This is a genomic window from Methylomonas subterranea, assembly GCF_024505185.1.
Classification (GTDB): Bacteria; Pseudomonadota; Gammaproteobacteria; order Methylococcales; family Methylomonadaceae; genus Methylomonas; species Methylomonas subterranea.
This window is the reverse complement of sequence record NZ_JANIBJ010000013.1, coordinates 24,804-38,915: the sequence shown is the minus strand read 5'-3', so window position 1 is coordinate 38,915 and position 14,112 is coordinate 24,804. Positions and strand designations below refer to the sequence as shown.

At 51.2% G+C, this 14,112-nt stretch carries 14 protein-coding genes; 6 read left to right on the top strand and 8 right to left on the bottom strand.

Annotation, left to right across the window (positions count from 1 at the left end):
- Positions 1-5: 5 nt before the first annotated feature.
- The 5 genes from mraZ to NP590_RS08555 all read right to left on the bottom strand — a co-directional run bounded on the left by mraZ (position 6) and on the right by NP590_RS08555 (position 3,079).
- Entirely contained in the window at positions 6-473 is a 468-nt protein-coding gene (gene mraZ / locus NP590_RS08575; protein ID WP_256601925.1) for a division/cell wall cluster transcriptional repressor MraZ, read from the bottom strand.
- 316 nt (positions 474-789) lie between these two features.
- The gene (locus tag NP590_RS08570; protein WP_256601924.1) at positions 790-1,788 is read right to left on the bottom strand and encodes an NAD(P)H-dependent glycerol-3-phosphate dehydrogenase; all 999 of its coding nucleotides are present in this window, start codon (positions 1,786-1,788) and stop codon (positions 790-792) included.
- A gap of 5 nt (positions 1,789-1,793) precedes the next feature.
- Positions 1,794-2,270: a protein-export chaperone SecB gene (gene secB, locus NP590_RS08565; RefSeq protein ID WP_256601923.1), complete on the bottom strand. Its 477-nt coding sequence runs from the start codon at positions 2,268-2,270 to the stop codon at positions 1,794-1,796.
- Positions 2,271-2,295: 25 nt separating this feature from the next.
- The gene (locus tag NP590_RS08560; protein ID WP_256601922.1) at positions 2,296-2,736 is read right to left on the bottom strand and encodes a rhodanese-like domain-containing protein; all 441 of its coding nucleotides are present in this window, start codon (positions 2,734-2,736) and stop codon (positions 2,296-2,298) included.
- 31 nt (positions 2,737-2,767) lie between these two features.
- Positions 2,768-3,079, bottom strand: a complete 312-nt coding sequence (locus tag NP590_RS08555) for an ArsR/SmtB family transcription factor (protein WP_256601921.1) — start codon at positions 3,077-3,079, stop codon at positions 2,768-2,770.
- A gap of 147 nt (positions 3,080-3,226) precedes the next feature.
- Here NP590_RS08555 and NP590_RS08550 point away from each other — a divergent pair, with 147 nt between their 5' ends.
- The 3 genes from NP590_RS08550 (at position 3,227) to NP590_RS08540 (ending at position 6,144) form a co-directional block, all read left to right on the top strand.
- Positions 3,227-3,430, top strand: a complete 204-nt coding sequence (locus NP590_RS08550) for a hypothetical protein (RefSeq protein ID WP_256601920.1) — start codon at positions 3,227-3,229, stop codon at positions 3,428-3,430.
- 71 nt (positions 3,431-3,501) lie between these two features.
- Entirely contained in the window at positions 3,502-4,746 is a 1,245-nt protein-coding gene (locus tag NP590_RS08545; protein WP_256601919.1) for a murein hydrolase activator EnvC family protein, read from the top strand.
- Between the two features lie 36 nt (positions 4,747-4,782).
- Positions 4,783-6,144 carry a S41 family peptidase gene (locus NP590_RS08540; protein WP_256601918.1) on the top strand — a complete coding sequence of 454 codons (1,362 nt, stop codon included), beginning with the start codon at positions 4,783-4,785 and terminating at the stop codon, positions 6,142-6,144.
- An 82-nt stretch (positions 6,145-6,226) separates the two neighbouring features.
- On the opposite strand, the gene NP590_RS08535 is transcribed toward NP590_RS08540, so the two are convergent.
- Together NP590_RS08535 and NP590_RS08530 are read right to left on the bottom strand one after the other, a co-directional pair.
- Complete coding sequence (locus tag NP590_RS08535; protein ID WP_256601917.1) at positions 6,227-6,679, bottom strand: DUF934 domain-containing protein; 453 nt, start codon at positions 6,677-6,679, stop codon at positions 6,227-6,229.
- Complete coding sequence (locus NP590_RS08530; protein WP_256601916.1) at positions 6,666-8,318, bottom strand: nitrite/sulfite reductase; 1,653 nt, start codon at positions 8,316-8,318, stop codon at positions 6,666-6,668. Before NP590_RS08530 ends, NP590_RS08535 begins: the two co-directional genes overlap by 14 nt.
- A 157-nt stretch (positions 8,319-8,475) precedes the next feature.
- Between NP590_RS08530 and nhaD the strand changes: the two genes are divergently transcribed.
- The 3 genes from nhaD to rpmE all read left to right on the top strand — a co-directional run bounded on the left by nhaD (position 8,476) and on the right by rpmE (position 11,526).
- The gene (gene nhaD / locus NP590_RS08525; protein WP_371927280.1) at positions 8,476-9,837 is read left to right on the top strand and encodes a sodium:proton antiporter NhaD; all 1,362 of its coding nucleotides are present in this window, start codon (positions 8,476-8,478) and stop codon (positions 9,835-9,837) included.
- A 46-nt stretch (positions 9,838-9,883) separates the two neighbouring features.
- Positions 9,884-11,212, top strand: coding sequence for an AmpG family muropeptide MFS transporter (locus NP590_RS08520; protein WP_256601998.1), 1,329 nt, complete (start codon positions 9,884-9,886; stop codon positions 11,210-11,212).
- Positions 11,213-11,325: 113 nt separating this feature from the next.
- Positions 11,326-11,526, top strand: coding sequence for a 50S ribosomal protein L31 (gene rpmE / locus NP590_RS08515; RefSeq protein ID WP_256601915.1), 201 nt, complete (start codon positions 11,326-11,328; stop codon positions 11,524-11,526).
- A gap of 63 nt (positions 11,527-11,589) precedes the next feature.
- Here the strand turns inward: rpmE and NP590_RS08510 are convergent, their stop codons facing one another.
- Positions 11,590-13,884 (bottom strand): penicillin-binding protein 1A, encoded by a 2,295-nt coding sequence (locus NP590_RS08510; protein ID WP_256601913.1) that lies wholly within the window; start codon positions 13,882-13,884, stop codon positions 11,590-11,592.
- Between the last annotated feature and the right edge of the window lie 228 nt (positions 13,885-14,112).

The following is a 14,112-nucleotide window of genomic DNA, read 5'->3' as shown; positions in this document are numbered from 1 at the left end:
GCGCGTCAGAACGACAGAGTGCCCAGTTCGTCAAGCCCCTCGGTATCGCTGCCGTCCAGCCACTCCCGCTCTTTCGCCTGCCAGGCGGCGTCGCTCCAGATTTCAAACTTCTTCAATTGCCCCACCAAATACAGTTGCTTATCCATGCCTGCATATTCGCGCAATTTTTCCGGTATCAATAAACGCCCTTGGGTATCCATTTCACATTCCGTGGCGTAGCCGATTACAAAGCGGCGCAGTTTGCCGGCCATTTTGTTGAGCGTGGGCAATTTGCTGATGGTCTGTTCCAGTTGTTCCCATTCTGGCAAGGGGTATAGCCATAGGCAGCCGGACTCGCCGACACATTTGTCATCCACGGCAACAGTGATAACCATTTGGCGCTCGCAGCAATCCTGTAATTCCTCCCGATAGCGGGTAGGAATAGCGATGCGGCCTTTCGCATCCAGATTGATTGAACTGATACCTCGGAACAAGATGGGCCTCAAATTGTCAAAAAAATCCCTTTTTATCCACTTTACATCATTTTTGCACCACTATAAGTTTCAACAGGATGTTAGTCAAGAGTCATGCGGATTAAATTCTTTCTTTTTCTACAATGACTTACGCTGAATTTGATTATGCAAACACGGGCTTGTTCGTCGGGAAAATAAAGTTTATTTTTTTCAGGTGGTTAAAAAGGCATCTTGATGTCGTGTGTGACAAAAATGTCAGTTCGGTTTTGGAGGGGGAGCAGGGGCTTGGAGGATAGGGATTTCAGTGCGCCGCAAACTACAAACCGCGCGGCGTGTTCTAAATTTCAGGCTTTTGTTCGCGGGCCAACAGATTTTGTACCGCCCGAATGGGCGGCAAATCGTTGAATAACACGTTGTAGACTTGTTCGGTGATGGGCATTTCGACCCGGTGCTTTTGCGCCAGAAGATAAGCCTCCCGCGCGGCCGAGATGCCTTCGACGGCTTGATCGATTTCCCCGATGGCTTGCGCGCGACTTTTGCCCTGGCCTAGCGCGAGGCCGAAGCGGCGGTTTCTGGATTGGTTATCGGTGCAGGTCAGAATCAGGTCTCCCAAGCCTGCCAAGCCCATGAAGGTGTCCGATTGGCCGCCTAGTTCTATGCCTAGCCGCATGATCTCGGTGAGGCCGCGAGTCACCAGCGCCGCCCGCGTATTCGCGCCCAGACCTAGTCCGTCGGCTATGCCGGCCGCAATGGCCAGAACATTCTTGCAAGCCCCGCCAACCTGGACGCCGATGATATCGCTGCTGGTATAGACTCTAAAATGCTGGTTATGCAGGATTTCCGCCACCCGCGCCGCAAAATCCCTCGAGGCCGAGGCAATGGTAATGGCGGTTGGCAGGCCGTCCGCAACTTCCTTTGCGAAAGTGGGGCCGGACAATGCGGCGGTCAAGACATTGGCACCCAAGGTTTCCACCACGACTTCGCTTAACAAGGCGCCATTGTCGCTATCGAATCCCTTGGTGGCCCAGGCGATACGCGGCTGGTCTCCCAGATAAGGCTTTATCTGCCGGAGAGTGGATTTAAAAGCATGACTAGGCACCGATAATAGCAGCATTGAGCTAGACAAAACGCATTGCCGCAGGTCGTTCGTTACCGTCAAGTTGGGGGGGAACGGGCAACCCGGCAAATAGCGCTGATTTTCGCCGGCCAGCCGCAGCGCTGAAACGTGTTGCGCGCCATGCCCCCATAGCACAGTGTCGCAGCCGTTCCGAGCGGCTTGTATCGCAAGGGCGGTGCCCCATGAGCCAGCGCCCAGAACGCTAATTGATGGGGCCATGCTGTTTAATTGAGGGTTTTGGCTTCCGCGCCTTGTTGATTTTGCTGGTTTTGTTGCAAGTGCTGCATATAAAGGGCGTCAAAGTTGACCGGAGCCAAAATCAATTGCGGAAAACCGCCCTTGTTGACCAAATCCGATATCACTTCCCTGGCGTAGGGAAATAGCACATTGGGACAAAAGCTGCCCAGCATGGGCCCCATTTCCTGTTCGCTGAAGCCGGAGATAGTGAAAATACCGGCTTGTTTGATTTCGACCAGATAGGCGATGCTTTCCGCTAGTTTAACCGTCACGGTAATGCTGAGAGCCACTTCAAACATGGAGTTTTCCAGCGATTCGACGTGAGTGCCCAAATTCAAGTCCAGCGCGGGTTCCCATTTTAGGGTGAATATTTTCGGTGAATTTGGGGTTTCAAAAGAAATATCCTTGGTGTAGATTTTCTGGATGGCGAATTGCTTTTCGCCGGCTTGGTTGGATTCTGCCATGATTCAGTGCCAGGTTAGGTTGATATTAGTCGTGCGTTTTTTTGCTGATTTTGATCGGTAAATTATTTTCTTCCCAGGATTGCATGCCGCCCTGCATATTGAATACCAGCTCAAAACCGGCCTTGGTCAGGGTTTTGCATGCGGGTACGGATCGGGCTCCGGTCTGGCAAACCACAATAATGGGATGAGTCTTGTGTTTTTCCAGCGTGGGCAGCTTTTCGTCTATTTTACCCTGGGGAATATTGATGGCATTTTCGATATGACTTTTGACAAATTCGTTAGGTTCTCTGACATCGATGATCACGGTTTTGTCGTCATTCATTTTAGTGACGGCAATCAGCGGAGAAATGCTCTCGTAAGCGTTAAAGGAATTCGACAGCAAATCCTGAATCAGCAGAAAGACAACGCAGACTAGCGAAAACGAAAGCAAATAATGATTGGTTATAAATTCTATATATTGATCCATCGGGATTTTTATGAGGTGATTTAGAAGGAAATTAATTTTCGCAGAAAACCTTGCGCATCATTTCGATCAGGTGGATTACCCGCTTATCGTCTATAAAGTAATAGACCCGATTGGCATCCTTTTTGAAATCCAGAATCCCCTTATCCCTGAGTATCGCCAAATGTTGCGAGATATTACTCTGACTGGTGCCGACCTGTTCGACGATATCCTGTACGCTAATGGATTTATCGCCCAGTACGCATAAAATTTTCAGCCGCAACGGGTGAGACATGGCTTTTAAGCAACGCGCGGCTCGATTGATGTCGCTGTCGTCATGGAGTATGTGGTCGTCGTTATCTTCCATAGGGCCGTCTAATTAAATTCGCTGCGCGGGGGGGCGGGCTATTTTCACGCTACGCCAACATACGCCTACTGTATAATAATGTTAAACCAAGTGAAATATCGCTTGAGTCGCCGCAAAAAGTCAGCAAATCTAACAGAGTGGGCCGCAATGATCAATAGCTGTGACTGTGACGCGCTGGATCAAGCCGAGTTTTTTGATTGTCTGAATATTGGCGGCGCAAGTCCCAAACCCATGGAAACCGATTGGAGTGTAAAGACCGTGGCAAATCATCCGAGACCTATTGTTTTATACCCAGTTTACCGCTACAGCCCCGGCACCAAACCCAACAGAAAAACCATCGCTTCATCCTAGTCCATGCCGACAGTTTTCGGGGGACAACAACCCGCGCTTGAAGCCATGAAGCCATCCCTGGTCGCATAATTATGAGGATTTGGCTTTGGATTTGGCTGACCTGGACGAGTATCGGTCAAGCCGCTTGGGCGGAGAGCAATGCGCTAAAAGAACGCGAATTGGCCGACGTACAAGCCAAAATCCAAAAGGTCGACGGCGATGTCAAAAAGCTGGGCGAGGAAAAAGACGCCCAGATAGAACAATTGCGCAAGTTGGAAAAACAATATGGCGAACAAATCAATGCGCTGGAGTCCATCAAATTGGAAATCCGCCAACAAGAGCAGGCGTTAACAGATATAAGGAACAAGATAGACGGTGTACAAAGGGATTTGCGCACGCAACAGCACGAATTGGAGGGATTGGTAAAATCCGCCCATGCCATGGGAAACAAGGAAGGCTTCGATGTACTATTAAGCCAACGCGACCCGACCGTATCGGGACGCATGCTGATTTACTACGACTACATCAGCAAGGCGCGGCTGCAAAAGCTGCAATTGATAGAGAATGATTTTAAAACCTTGAGGCAGTTGGAAGCACGAAAAGATACCGAAAGCCAATTATTGCAAGTCGCTCTGCAAAAGAAACAACAGGAAGCCGATGCGCTGCAACTCCTGAAGCGACAACGCGAAAACCTGTTGGCTCAAATCAGCCGCGAGCAAGCCGACAAACGGCATCAACTCGCAAATTTGATTCATGACGAGAAAAAATTGGCGGCGCTGCTGGCATCATTGCAGAAAAGTCATGATAATGAACCACAGTCGTCGTCATCGGAAGCGACCGCCGAACGGAAGCCGGCGCCCACAGAGCAACCGCCACGGCAGGTTCAGACAAAAAAAACCGCGCCACTTCCTCCAGAGCCAATACCTTCCGGCAAAGCCTTTGCGGAATTGCAAGGCCAATTGCCCTGGCCGGTGCAGGGAGCCATTGTTGAGCGATTCGGCGGCCGGCGCTTCGAAACTACGTGGGATGGCACGGTCATCGGCGCCAGCGAGGGCGCCGCGATTCATGCGGTGGCGGCGGGGAGGGTGGTTTATGCCGATTGGCTGCGAGGCTATGGCTTGATGCTGATAGTCGACCATGGGAAAGGCTATATGAGCTTATATGCGTTTAACCAGAGTTTGCATAAAAGCGTTGGCGAGTATGTTAAAACGGGCGATATAGTGGCATCGGTCGGCCGTAGCGGGGGGCGCTCCAGCGCTGCGCTTTATTTTGGCATACGCCACAAAGGCAGGGCTGTCGATCCCGAAAAATGGTGTCGCAAGCCGGGTAAGGGTTAATTTTTTAGGAAACAGGCTGTTGGAGCTTTAAAACACATGCGGAAAAAAACAAACATTTTGATTTTATTGGTTGGATTCACCCTGGGAGCCACGGTCAGTATATGCGGCAGTGTCCTGGCGGAAAGGGAGGCCGCCGTTTCCTCAAAATCCGAAGACATGCAAACTTTGCCCTTCGACGAGTTGCGAACCTTTACCGAAATTTTCGGACGCATCAAGCAAGACTATGTCGAGCCGGTATCCGATAAGAAACTGCTAGAAGATGCCATCCGCGGCATGCTGTCCGGACTGGATCCTCATTCCGCCTATCTGATCAATGAAGAATACAAAGAGTTGCAGGAAGGGACTACCGGTCAATTCGGCGGCCTGGGAATTGAAGTGGGAATGGAAAACGGTTTTGTTAAAGTGGTGTCGCCGATAGATGACACGCCCGCGCAAAAGGCAGGCATTAAAGCCGGAGATCTGATTGTGCGGCTCGATGACAAACCGGTCAAAGGCATGACACTCGGAGACGCGGTAAAAATCATGCGGGGCGAACCGGGTAGCAAAATCGTCTTGACCGTGATTCGGGAAGGCGCGGAGGCTCCGTTAAAATTCGAACTTACCCGCGACATCATCAAAGTCAAAAGCGTTAAAAGCCGGATGCTGGAGAAAAACTTCGGCTATTTACGGATCAGCAGCTTTCAATCCGGCACCGGCGAAAGTTTGGTTGAAGCCATAGAGGAACTGAAAAAAGAAAACGAAGCGCCGCTCAAGGGCGTCATTCTGGATTTACGCAACAATCCGGGCGGCGTGTTGAATGCCGCCGTTGATGTCAGTGACGCCTTTATAGAGTCCGGCTTGATCGTCTATACCGAGGGCCGCATCAAAAATTCGGAAATGCGTTTTAACGCTACGCCTGATGATGTGATTGATGGCGCGCCGATTGTGGTATTGATCAATGGCGGCTCGGCCTCGGCTTCCGAGATTGTGGCCGGCGCGTTGCAGGATCACAAGCGCGCCATCATTATGGGCGAAAAATCGTTCGGTAAAGGTTCGGTACAAACCATTTTACCAACCAGCAACGGCGGCGCGGTCAAACTGACTACGGCACGTTATTTCACACCGTCGGGTAGATCCATTCAAGCGGAGGGCATAGAGCCCGACGTGACCTTGGCCCGCGTCAAACTGGAAGCGCTGGAAAAAGCCAAGTTTGATTCAGTCAAGGAAGCTGATTTATCGGGTCATTTGTCCAACGGCAACGGCGATAAAAAGAAAACCGAAGACAACGAAAAAGTGGACGGCAAGGATAAACAGGATAAAGACTCGGATGACATTGAATCAGATGCGGATATTCGCGATTACCCGCTGCACGAAGCCTTGAATTTATTAAAAGGGATCAGCATCCTCAAGGGCAGATAAGGATTTTTGCTCAACAAAAAACCGGTCAACCAATTAGGTTGACCGGTTTTTTTATGCCGGCCGATTATTGCGACCGGAGGGATTACAAAGTGGAGGCTTGGTAGCGCACCGTAAAATCCTTAAAAGCAGACAGCGCCAATTCCAGTTCCTTGGGGTGGTTGACTTCAAATGCATCGACACCAACCCTGTGCAAATAAAAAACCTGATCGGCCATGTAGTTGCCGACCGCGCGAATTTCGCCTTGATAGCCATATCGGCTTCTCAACAACCGGGCTTGTGAAAAAGCGCGGCCGTCATTAAAAGCCGGGAAATTCAGTTCAATTAATTTAATAAGCGACAAGTCTTCGCCGAGCGCGGCGATGTTATCGGTCGGCGCCAGTCTTACTCCCAACTTGCCGGCATGTTGCGATAGGGCGGCCTTGTCTTCCGTCCAGCGTTGAGCCGACACCGTGATGTCTCCGCCGGGCAGCGGGGCGTCGTCAGCCACAAATGTCCAGGTATTCTCTAAAATCCGTTGATCTTTAATGATTGGCATAAACTTTTTCTCTAAAAGGTTCCAGGCCCACGCGCTTGACGGTTTGCAAAAACGTTTCGTCTTCCAGGCGCTGCTGAACGTAGACATCCAGAATACGGGTAATGGATTCGGTAATCTGCTGCTTGGCTACCGCCGGTCCAAGGCGCTCGCCGATGGCCGCTTCATTTTCGGAGGAACCGCCCAAGGTAATTTGATACCACTCTTCGCCTTTTTTATCGACGCCTAAAATGCCTATGTGGCCGACGCTTTGGTGGGCGCAGCCGTTCATGCAGCCGGACATGTTGATTTTGATGTCGCCGATGTCGTGAATGTAGTCCATGTCATCCAGCGCCTCGTTGATTTCCCTGGCGATGCCGATCGAGCCGGCATTGGCAAGCGAACAAAAATCCAGTCCCGGGCAGCAAATCATATCGGTCACTGTGCCTATGTTCGGCGTGGCCAGCTTCAAGGCGTCAAGTTTTTGCCAGAGAGTGTAAAGGTCGGTTTGTTTTACATCGGCCAATACCAGATTTTGCCTATGAGTGCTGCGGACTTCGCCAAAGCTGTATTCATCGGCTAGATTCGCCAAGGCATCCAGTTGCTCGGCGGTAATGTCGCCCGGCGGAGAGTCCGGCTCTTTTAGAGAAACAAACACGGCCCGATAACCGGGGACCCGATGATCGGCGCTATTGTATTTAACCCATTTGGCGAAACCGGCATCGTCGGCCAAGCGCTGAGCCAGCTCGGTATCGCTGCCGGCGGCGGATTCGTAAGCGGGTGGGGCGAAATGCGCCCGCATGGCGGCAATGCGCTCATCTTCCAATAGCATGCTGTCTCGAATCTGTAGCCATTCCGCTTCCACCAGGGCGATAAATTTCTCCAGCCCGGTCTCCTTGACCAGAATCTTGATGCGGGCCTTGTATTTGTTGTCGCGCCGGCCGAGTAAATTGTAAACCCGCAGGATGGCTTCCAAGTAAGACAGCAGATATTTTTTCTCAAGGAACGGCTTTACGGTTTGACCGATGATGGGCGTTCTGCCCAGACCGCCACCGGCCAAAACTCTAAAGCCGATTTCACCTTGATCATTGCGAACCAGATAGACGCCTATATCGTGTAATTGCACGGCCGCGCGATCATGTTCCGAGCCGCTGACGGCAATTTTGAACTTGCGCGGCAGGTAGGCGAACTCGGGGTGCAAGGTCGTCCATTGGCGAATGATTTCGCAATAGGGGCGCGGATCTTCCAACTCATCCACGCAAACGCCGGCCAAATGGTCCGAGGTGGTGTTGCGCAGGCAATTGCCGCTGGTTTGAATGGCATGCATTTGTACCGTGGCCAATTCGGCCAGCAGGTCGGGTACGCGTTCCAGGGCGGGCCAGTTGTATTGAACGTTTTGGCGAGTGGTGAAGTGACAATAGCCCTTGTCGTAGTCGCGGGCCACTTTGGCCAGCATTCTGAGTTGCCTGGAAGCGAGCAGGCCGTAGGGTACGGCTACCCTGAGCATGGGGGCGTGGGTCTGGACATAAAGCCCGTTCATCAGGCGCAGGGCGCGGAACTCGTCGGGGCCGAGATCGCCATTCAGGAAACGTTGGGTCTGTCCTCGGAACTGAGTAACGCGCTCCTCAATAAGTGTTTGATCTTGCTCGTTATATTGATACATTTAGAAATGATTTTTACTGTAGGGAGAATTTCGATAAGGCTCGGAATAATATACCGGCAGGCATTAAATGACAAAGATTATTGTATGGTGATAACATGCCCAGTTGATTTTTTCACTGTTAATTATGACCATAATTTATTAGATATAGGGGGTTATCTTGTTGCGCTTACTATTGATTTTGGCCGGCTTGCTGTTTTTGCCGGAAATCGCCATGGCCGAAGAGCTTAAAAATCTCGGGCTTACCGGAACCGAACGGGGTGTCTACACCGTGCTGATTTTCATAGTGGCATACGGCTTCGTAATGACCGAAGAGTTCACGCATTTGCGTAAATCGAAACCGGTCATTTTCGCGGCCGCCGTGATCTGGGCTCACGTGGCCATTTTGGCGCAGGAAGCCGGCGTACCCGGCGAGCAGTTGCATCAGGCTTTCGAGCACGACTTAAAAGAATACGCGGAGTTGATGCTGTTCCTGCTGGTGGCCATGACTTATATCAATGCCATGGCGGAACGTAACGTATTCGAGGCGCTCCGCTCATGGATGATCAGAAAACAGTTCGGTTATAAGCAACTGTTTTGGATTACCGGCATTATTACCTTCTTTCTGTCGGCGGTTGCCGACAATCTGACTTCCGCCTTGCTGGTGGGCGCCGTGGTTTTGGCGGTGGGCGCGGATAACGAAAAATTCATTTCCATAGGTTTTGTCAATCTGGTGATAGCGGCCAACGCCGGTGGCGCGTTTTGCCCATTCGGCGACATTACTACCCTGATGGTTTGGCAGGCAGGCTATGCGGAATTTTTTGATTTCTTCAAATTGTTTATTCCTTCAATTGTGAACTACGCGGTGCCGGCTTTCTTCATGTGGCAAGCAGTGCCGGACGAACAACCCGTGGCAACCGACGAAGCCGCGGTCGAAATGAAGCCCGGTGCATTGATCATTTGCGGCTTGTTCGGCTTGACTATCGTGTCCGCGGTTAGTTTTAAGCAATTTTTGCATTTGCCGCCTTTCATGGGCATGATGTTGGGCTTGTCTGTACTGATGTTGTATGGCCATGCGCTGCACGTGCGTTATAGCGTCGAAGGCGGCGACGGCTTCGATATTTTCAACAAGGTTAAAAATGCCGAGTGGGATACGCTGTTGTTCTTCTTCGGCGTGGTTTTCGCGGTCGGCGGTTTGGGCTATATCGGCTACCTGGAATTAATGTCCGTCGGCATGTATGACGGTTTGGGCGCGACAACCGCCAATATTCTGGTCGGCATCATTTCCGCGATTGTCGACAATATCCCGGTAATGTTTGCGGTATTGAACATGGGCGTCGATATGGATCTTTATCAATGGTTGCTGGTAACCCTGACCGCGGGTGTCGGCGGCTCGATGCTGTCAATCGGTTCAGCTGCTGGCGTGGCCTTGATGGGGCAATCCAACCATAAGTACACCTTTTTCAGTCATTTGAAATGGACGCCGGTGATTGCGGGCGGCTACATAGCCAGCATCGTCACGCATTATCTGATCAACGGATAAAGCGGTTTTTGGCAGTCCTACCGTTCAACAGAGAAAGCCCTTGGCAATGAACCCGCAAGGTTGGCGCCAGGCTTTCTCCGTTTATACCCAGCCGGAAGTGCTGGGTATGATCTTCTTGGGGTTTTCCGCCGGCCTTCCCTTCATCCTGGTTTCTTCGACCTTGTCCGCATGGTTGGCGGATGAGCAGGTCAGTCTTGCCGTTATCGGCTATTTCAGTCTGGTAGGCGTCGCTTATTCAATCAAGGTGTTTTGGGCGCCGGTCATAGACCGTTTGCCGCTTCCGCTGTTAACCAGGGTTTTCGGCAAAAGGCGCGGCTGGATGATACTTTCTCAAGTAGGCATTGCGGCCGGCTTGTGGGGCATGAGCTTGCTTTCGGTTGACAGTCAACTGGAGCAATTGGCTTGGTTGGCCGTTTGGGTGGCGTTTTGTTCGGCCACTCAGGACATCGTTATCGATGCCTATCGCATTGAAGTGCTTGCCGTTAAATTTCAGGGCGCCATGGCCGCCACCTATGTGTTCGGCTATAGGTTGGCGTTGCTGGCGGCGGGTGCCGGCGCCTTGTATATCGCGGAATTCGTCAATTGGCAAATTTCCTATCAGGTAATGGCCGCGCTGATGCTGGTGGGCATTGTTTCAACTCTGTTGATTTATGAGCCCAGACACGAGCTCAATCAAGCAGCGCAAGCCGTCGAACAAACACTGGAACAATCATTCAATGCGGAAAACAATACCGTATTGTTGCGTTGGTTTTTGGATGCGGTTGTCAGCCCCTTTATAGAATTCTTCCGCCGCAACGGCCGCCGAGGCTTGCTGATTTTGGCCTTGATAGCGTTGTATAAAATGAGCGATATTGCCATGGGAGTCATGGCAAACCCGTTTTACCTGGATCTGGGGTTCAGCAAAAAAGAAATCGCCGACGTAACCAAGGTGTTCGGATTCTTTATGACCATTCTGGGTACTTCGCTGGGCGGTGTTTTTGTCTTGCGTTACGGCATAATGCGGCCTCTGCTGTTCGGCGCCGTTATCGTGGCGTTGACCAATTTACTGTTTGCTGTGCTGGCCGTGGTCGAGCCTAATCTTTATTTGCTGGCCGGCGTGGTGAGCGCCGACAACCTTTGCGGCGGTATTGCCTCCGCCGTTTTCATAGCGTATCTGTCCGGGTTAACCAACACTGCCTACACGGCGACCCAATATGCTTTGTTCAGTTCGCTGATGACTTTGCCGGCAAAGTTGATCGGCGGCTTTTCCGGCCAAATAGTTTCAGAACACGGCTATGAGGGTTTTTTTATTTACGCGGCTATCATCGGCATCCCGGCCATCATTTTGGCATTTTTGGTGATGCGGATGCCTCCCGCTGGCGATGCCGTGCCTTAAAAAACTAAATCGGCGGCCCTGGGCGATGAATTTTTTATTGCGGTAATTTTTGACAGGCCTTATCATAAGCAGTTCTCTATTATGATGTAGCCCAAAACGGGTATGTGAGCAATATGAAACCAGAAATTCACCCTGAATATAAACAGATTACTGTCACTTGCGGCTGCGGTAACACCTTTCAAACCGGCTCGGTCTTGTCGCAAGATTTGCACATAGAGGTGTGTTCTTCCTGCCACCCATTTTATACCGGTAAACAGCGTGTGGTTGATACTTCCGGCCGCGTTGATAAATTCCGTAAAAAATTCGGTAAATAAGTTCAGCCGGCTGTCCCTCATAGCCGCTGGTAACAACGAGCGGCTATCAGTTATTTAACACTTCTAAAATAACGACTCCTTCAACCACTCCTCGTCAATCTCATACTCATCCTGCTGTTTAGGCTGGGAATATCGTTGCGGCGCCGTATCGGCGATAAAAAATTCCCATTGTCCATTTTTGTTGCTTGGATCGAGCAATAAGCCGTCGGCCGGATTGATGTAGGCCTGAACTATGCCTTCCGGCACGCTCAGCGGTGCTTCTGGAATGTCCCGCAAAGCGGTTTGCATAAAGTCAATCCACATAGGCAGCGCAGCTTTACCGCCAGTCTCGCCCTTGCCCAGGGATTGCGAATTATCAAAGCCTATCCATGCCGACGCGGAAACGTCCGGGGTAAAGCCGTTGAACCAAGCGTCGCGCTGGTCGTTGGTAGTGCCGGTTTTTCCAGCCAGGTCGCCCCTGCCCAATTGTTTTGCCTGGGTTGCGGTACCTCGTTCAACAACGTCCCGTAACAGACTGGTCATTAAAAAATTGATTTGTGGCGAAATGACCCGCGGAGCGGCGTTGGCTCCATTTTGCGAGTCAAGCGCACACTCCCGGCACACCGCTTTCGGATTTGCCCTGAAAAGAATGGCCCCGGAGTGATCTTCAATGCGCTCGATCAAATAGGGGTTTACCAAAAAGCCGCCATTGGCGAATACGGCATAAGCGGCCGCCATTTTGAGCGGCGGAGCATGACCGCTGCCCAAGGCCAGCGACAAGGTTGCGGGCAATTGTTCGCGGGAAAAGCCAAACCGCATGGCAGTTTCCAAAGCACTGGGTATGCCGACATCCTGAAGCAGCCGAATGGAAACCAGATTGATGGACTGACGCAAGGCGGTTCGTAACGGAATCGGCCCCAAAAATTTACGCGTATAATTTTCCGGCCGCCAGTCGTTCGCCAGCGACGGATCCGCTACAACGATGGGTGCATCATTAATAATACTGGCGACTGTAAAACCTTTTTCCAGCGCGGCGGCGTAGATAAAGGGCTTGAATCCCGAGCCGGGTTGCCGCTTGGATTGGGTGGCGCGATTGAAGCGGCTGAGATAAAAATCATAACTACCGCTCAGGGCCAATATGGCGCCGGTATTAGGATTTATGGCGGCAAAGGCGCCTTCCGCGGCGGGTATTTGACTGATAGCCCAATCTTGATCGCTCAGTTGCCGAATCCAGACCAGATCATTGGGCCTGATGGATTGCGTGCCGTTGGAACGGTTTTTAAGTACCTTCCAGGGTACATTTTCCCAAGCAATCAATATAGTGGCGCCATCAGCCACCATTACCCCTATGCCCGCCGTCGACACGCTTGTCACTACGGCTTGTCGGCAGGCGCCCAGGGATTTCAAGGTCAACAGGGATCTACCAGGTGCAAGCTTCGCATGCGGTAACCCCCGGTAGCCGTAGCGTTCGTCATATTGATGCAGCGCGCCTTGAACCGCCTTGTCCGACGCTTGCTGCAACCGGGACGGAACGGTTGTATAGACTTTCAAGCCCAAGGTATAAGCATCTTCGCCATATTGATCGACCAACTCCTGCCGTGCCATTTCGGCGATAAAAGGGGCGCTGAATTGGATAGGGCTAGGCTGGATTGCCGAGTCGTCGGGCGTATCGATGGCTTGCCGGTATTCCGCGGGCTGGATAACATTCAAGGTCAGCATGCGCCTCAAAACATAATTTCGTCTTTCCAAAGCCCTTTCCGCATTCACGATGGGATTGTAAATCGATGGCGCCTTGGGCAGTCCGGCTATCATGGCTTGTTGGTAAAGTTTAAGTTCATCCAGATTTCTGCCGTAATAAGCCTGGGCGGCGGCGGCCAGTCCATAGGCGCGTTGCCCCATGTAAATCTTGTTCAAATAGAGTTCAAGAATCTGGTCTTTGGAGTAGCGTTGCTCGATTTGAATGGCGAGTAAAATTTCCTTCAACTTGCGCAAGTAAGTCTTTTCCTTACCAAGCAAAAAATTCCGTGCCACCTGCATGGTGATGGTGCTGCCGCCCTGAGTTTTTTTACCGGTGGTCAGCAATTGATTGGCGGCTCTTAACAAACCCTTAACGTCCACGCCGGGATGGGAGTAAAAGCGTTCGTCTTCGGCGGCGAGAAAGGCTTGAATTTGTAAGCGGGGGATTTCCTGGATCGTGACGGGAATGCGTCTTTTTTCGCCGAATTGTCCAATCAGCAAATTATCCTGGGTATAAATGCTGAGCGGCGTCTGGTATTGAACGTTTTCCAATGTACCAATGTCGGGTAGCTCCTTGCTGAGCTCGACAATGAAAAAATAACAAGCCACCAAAAAACAGACAAAAAAACTCAAAAAAGCCAAAAAAAGCCACTTGAACAGTGTTGCTAGCAAACGCTTTGGCTTGGGCTTTTTCCTTAAGGGCACGGAGTTCGGAATTTAATCGGGTTTGATGATGGCGGGCAAAATACCCGCTTTTGGGCAAGGGGACAACCGAAAGTTGGAAATTACCGTGCGCTTGGGGTGTGAAAATTATAAAACCTATCTATACTTGCTCAAAAGTTGGATTCTGCAATTTTTTTTAGAAAGATT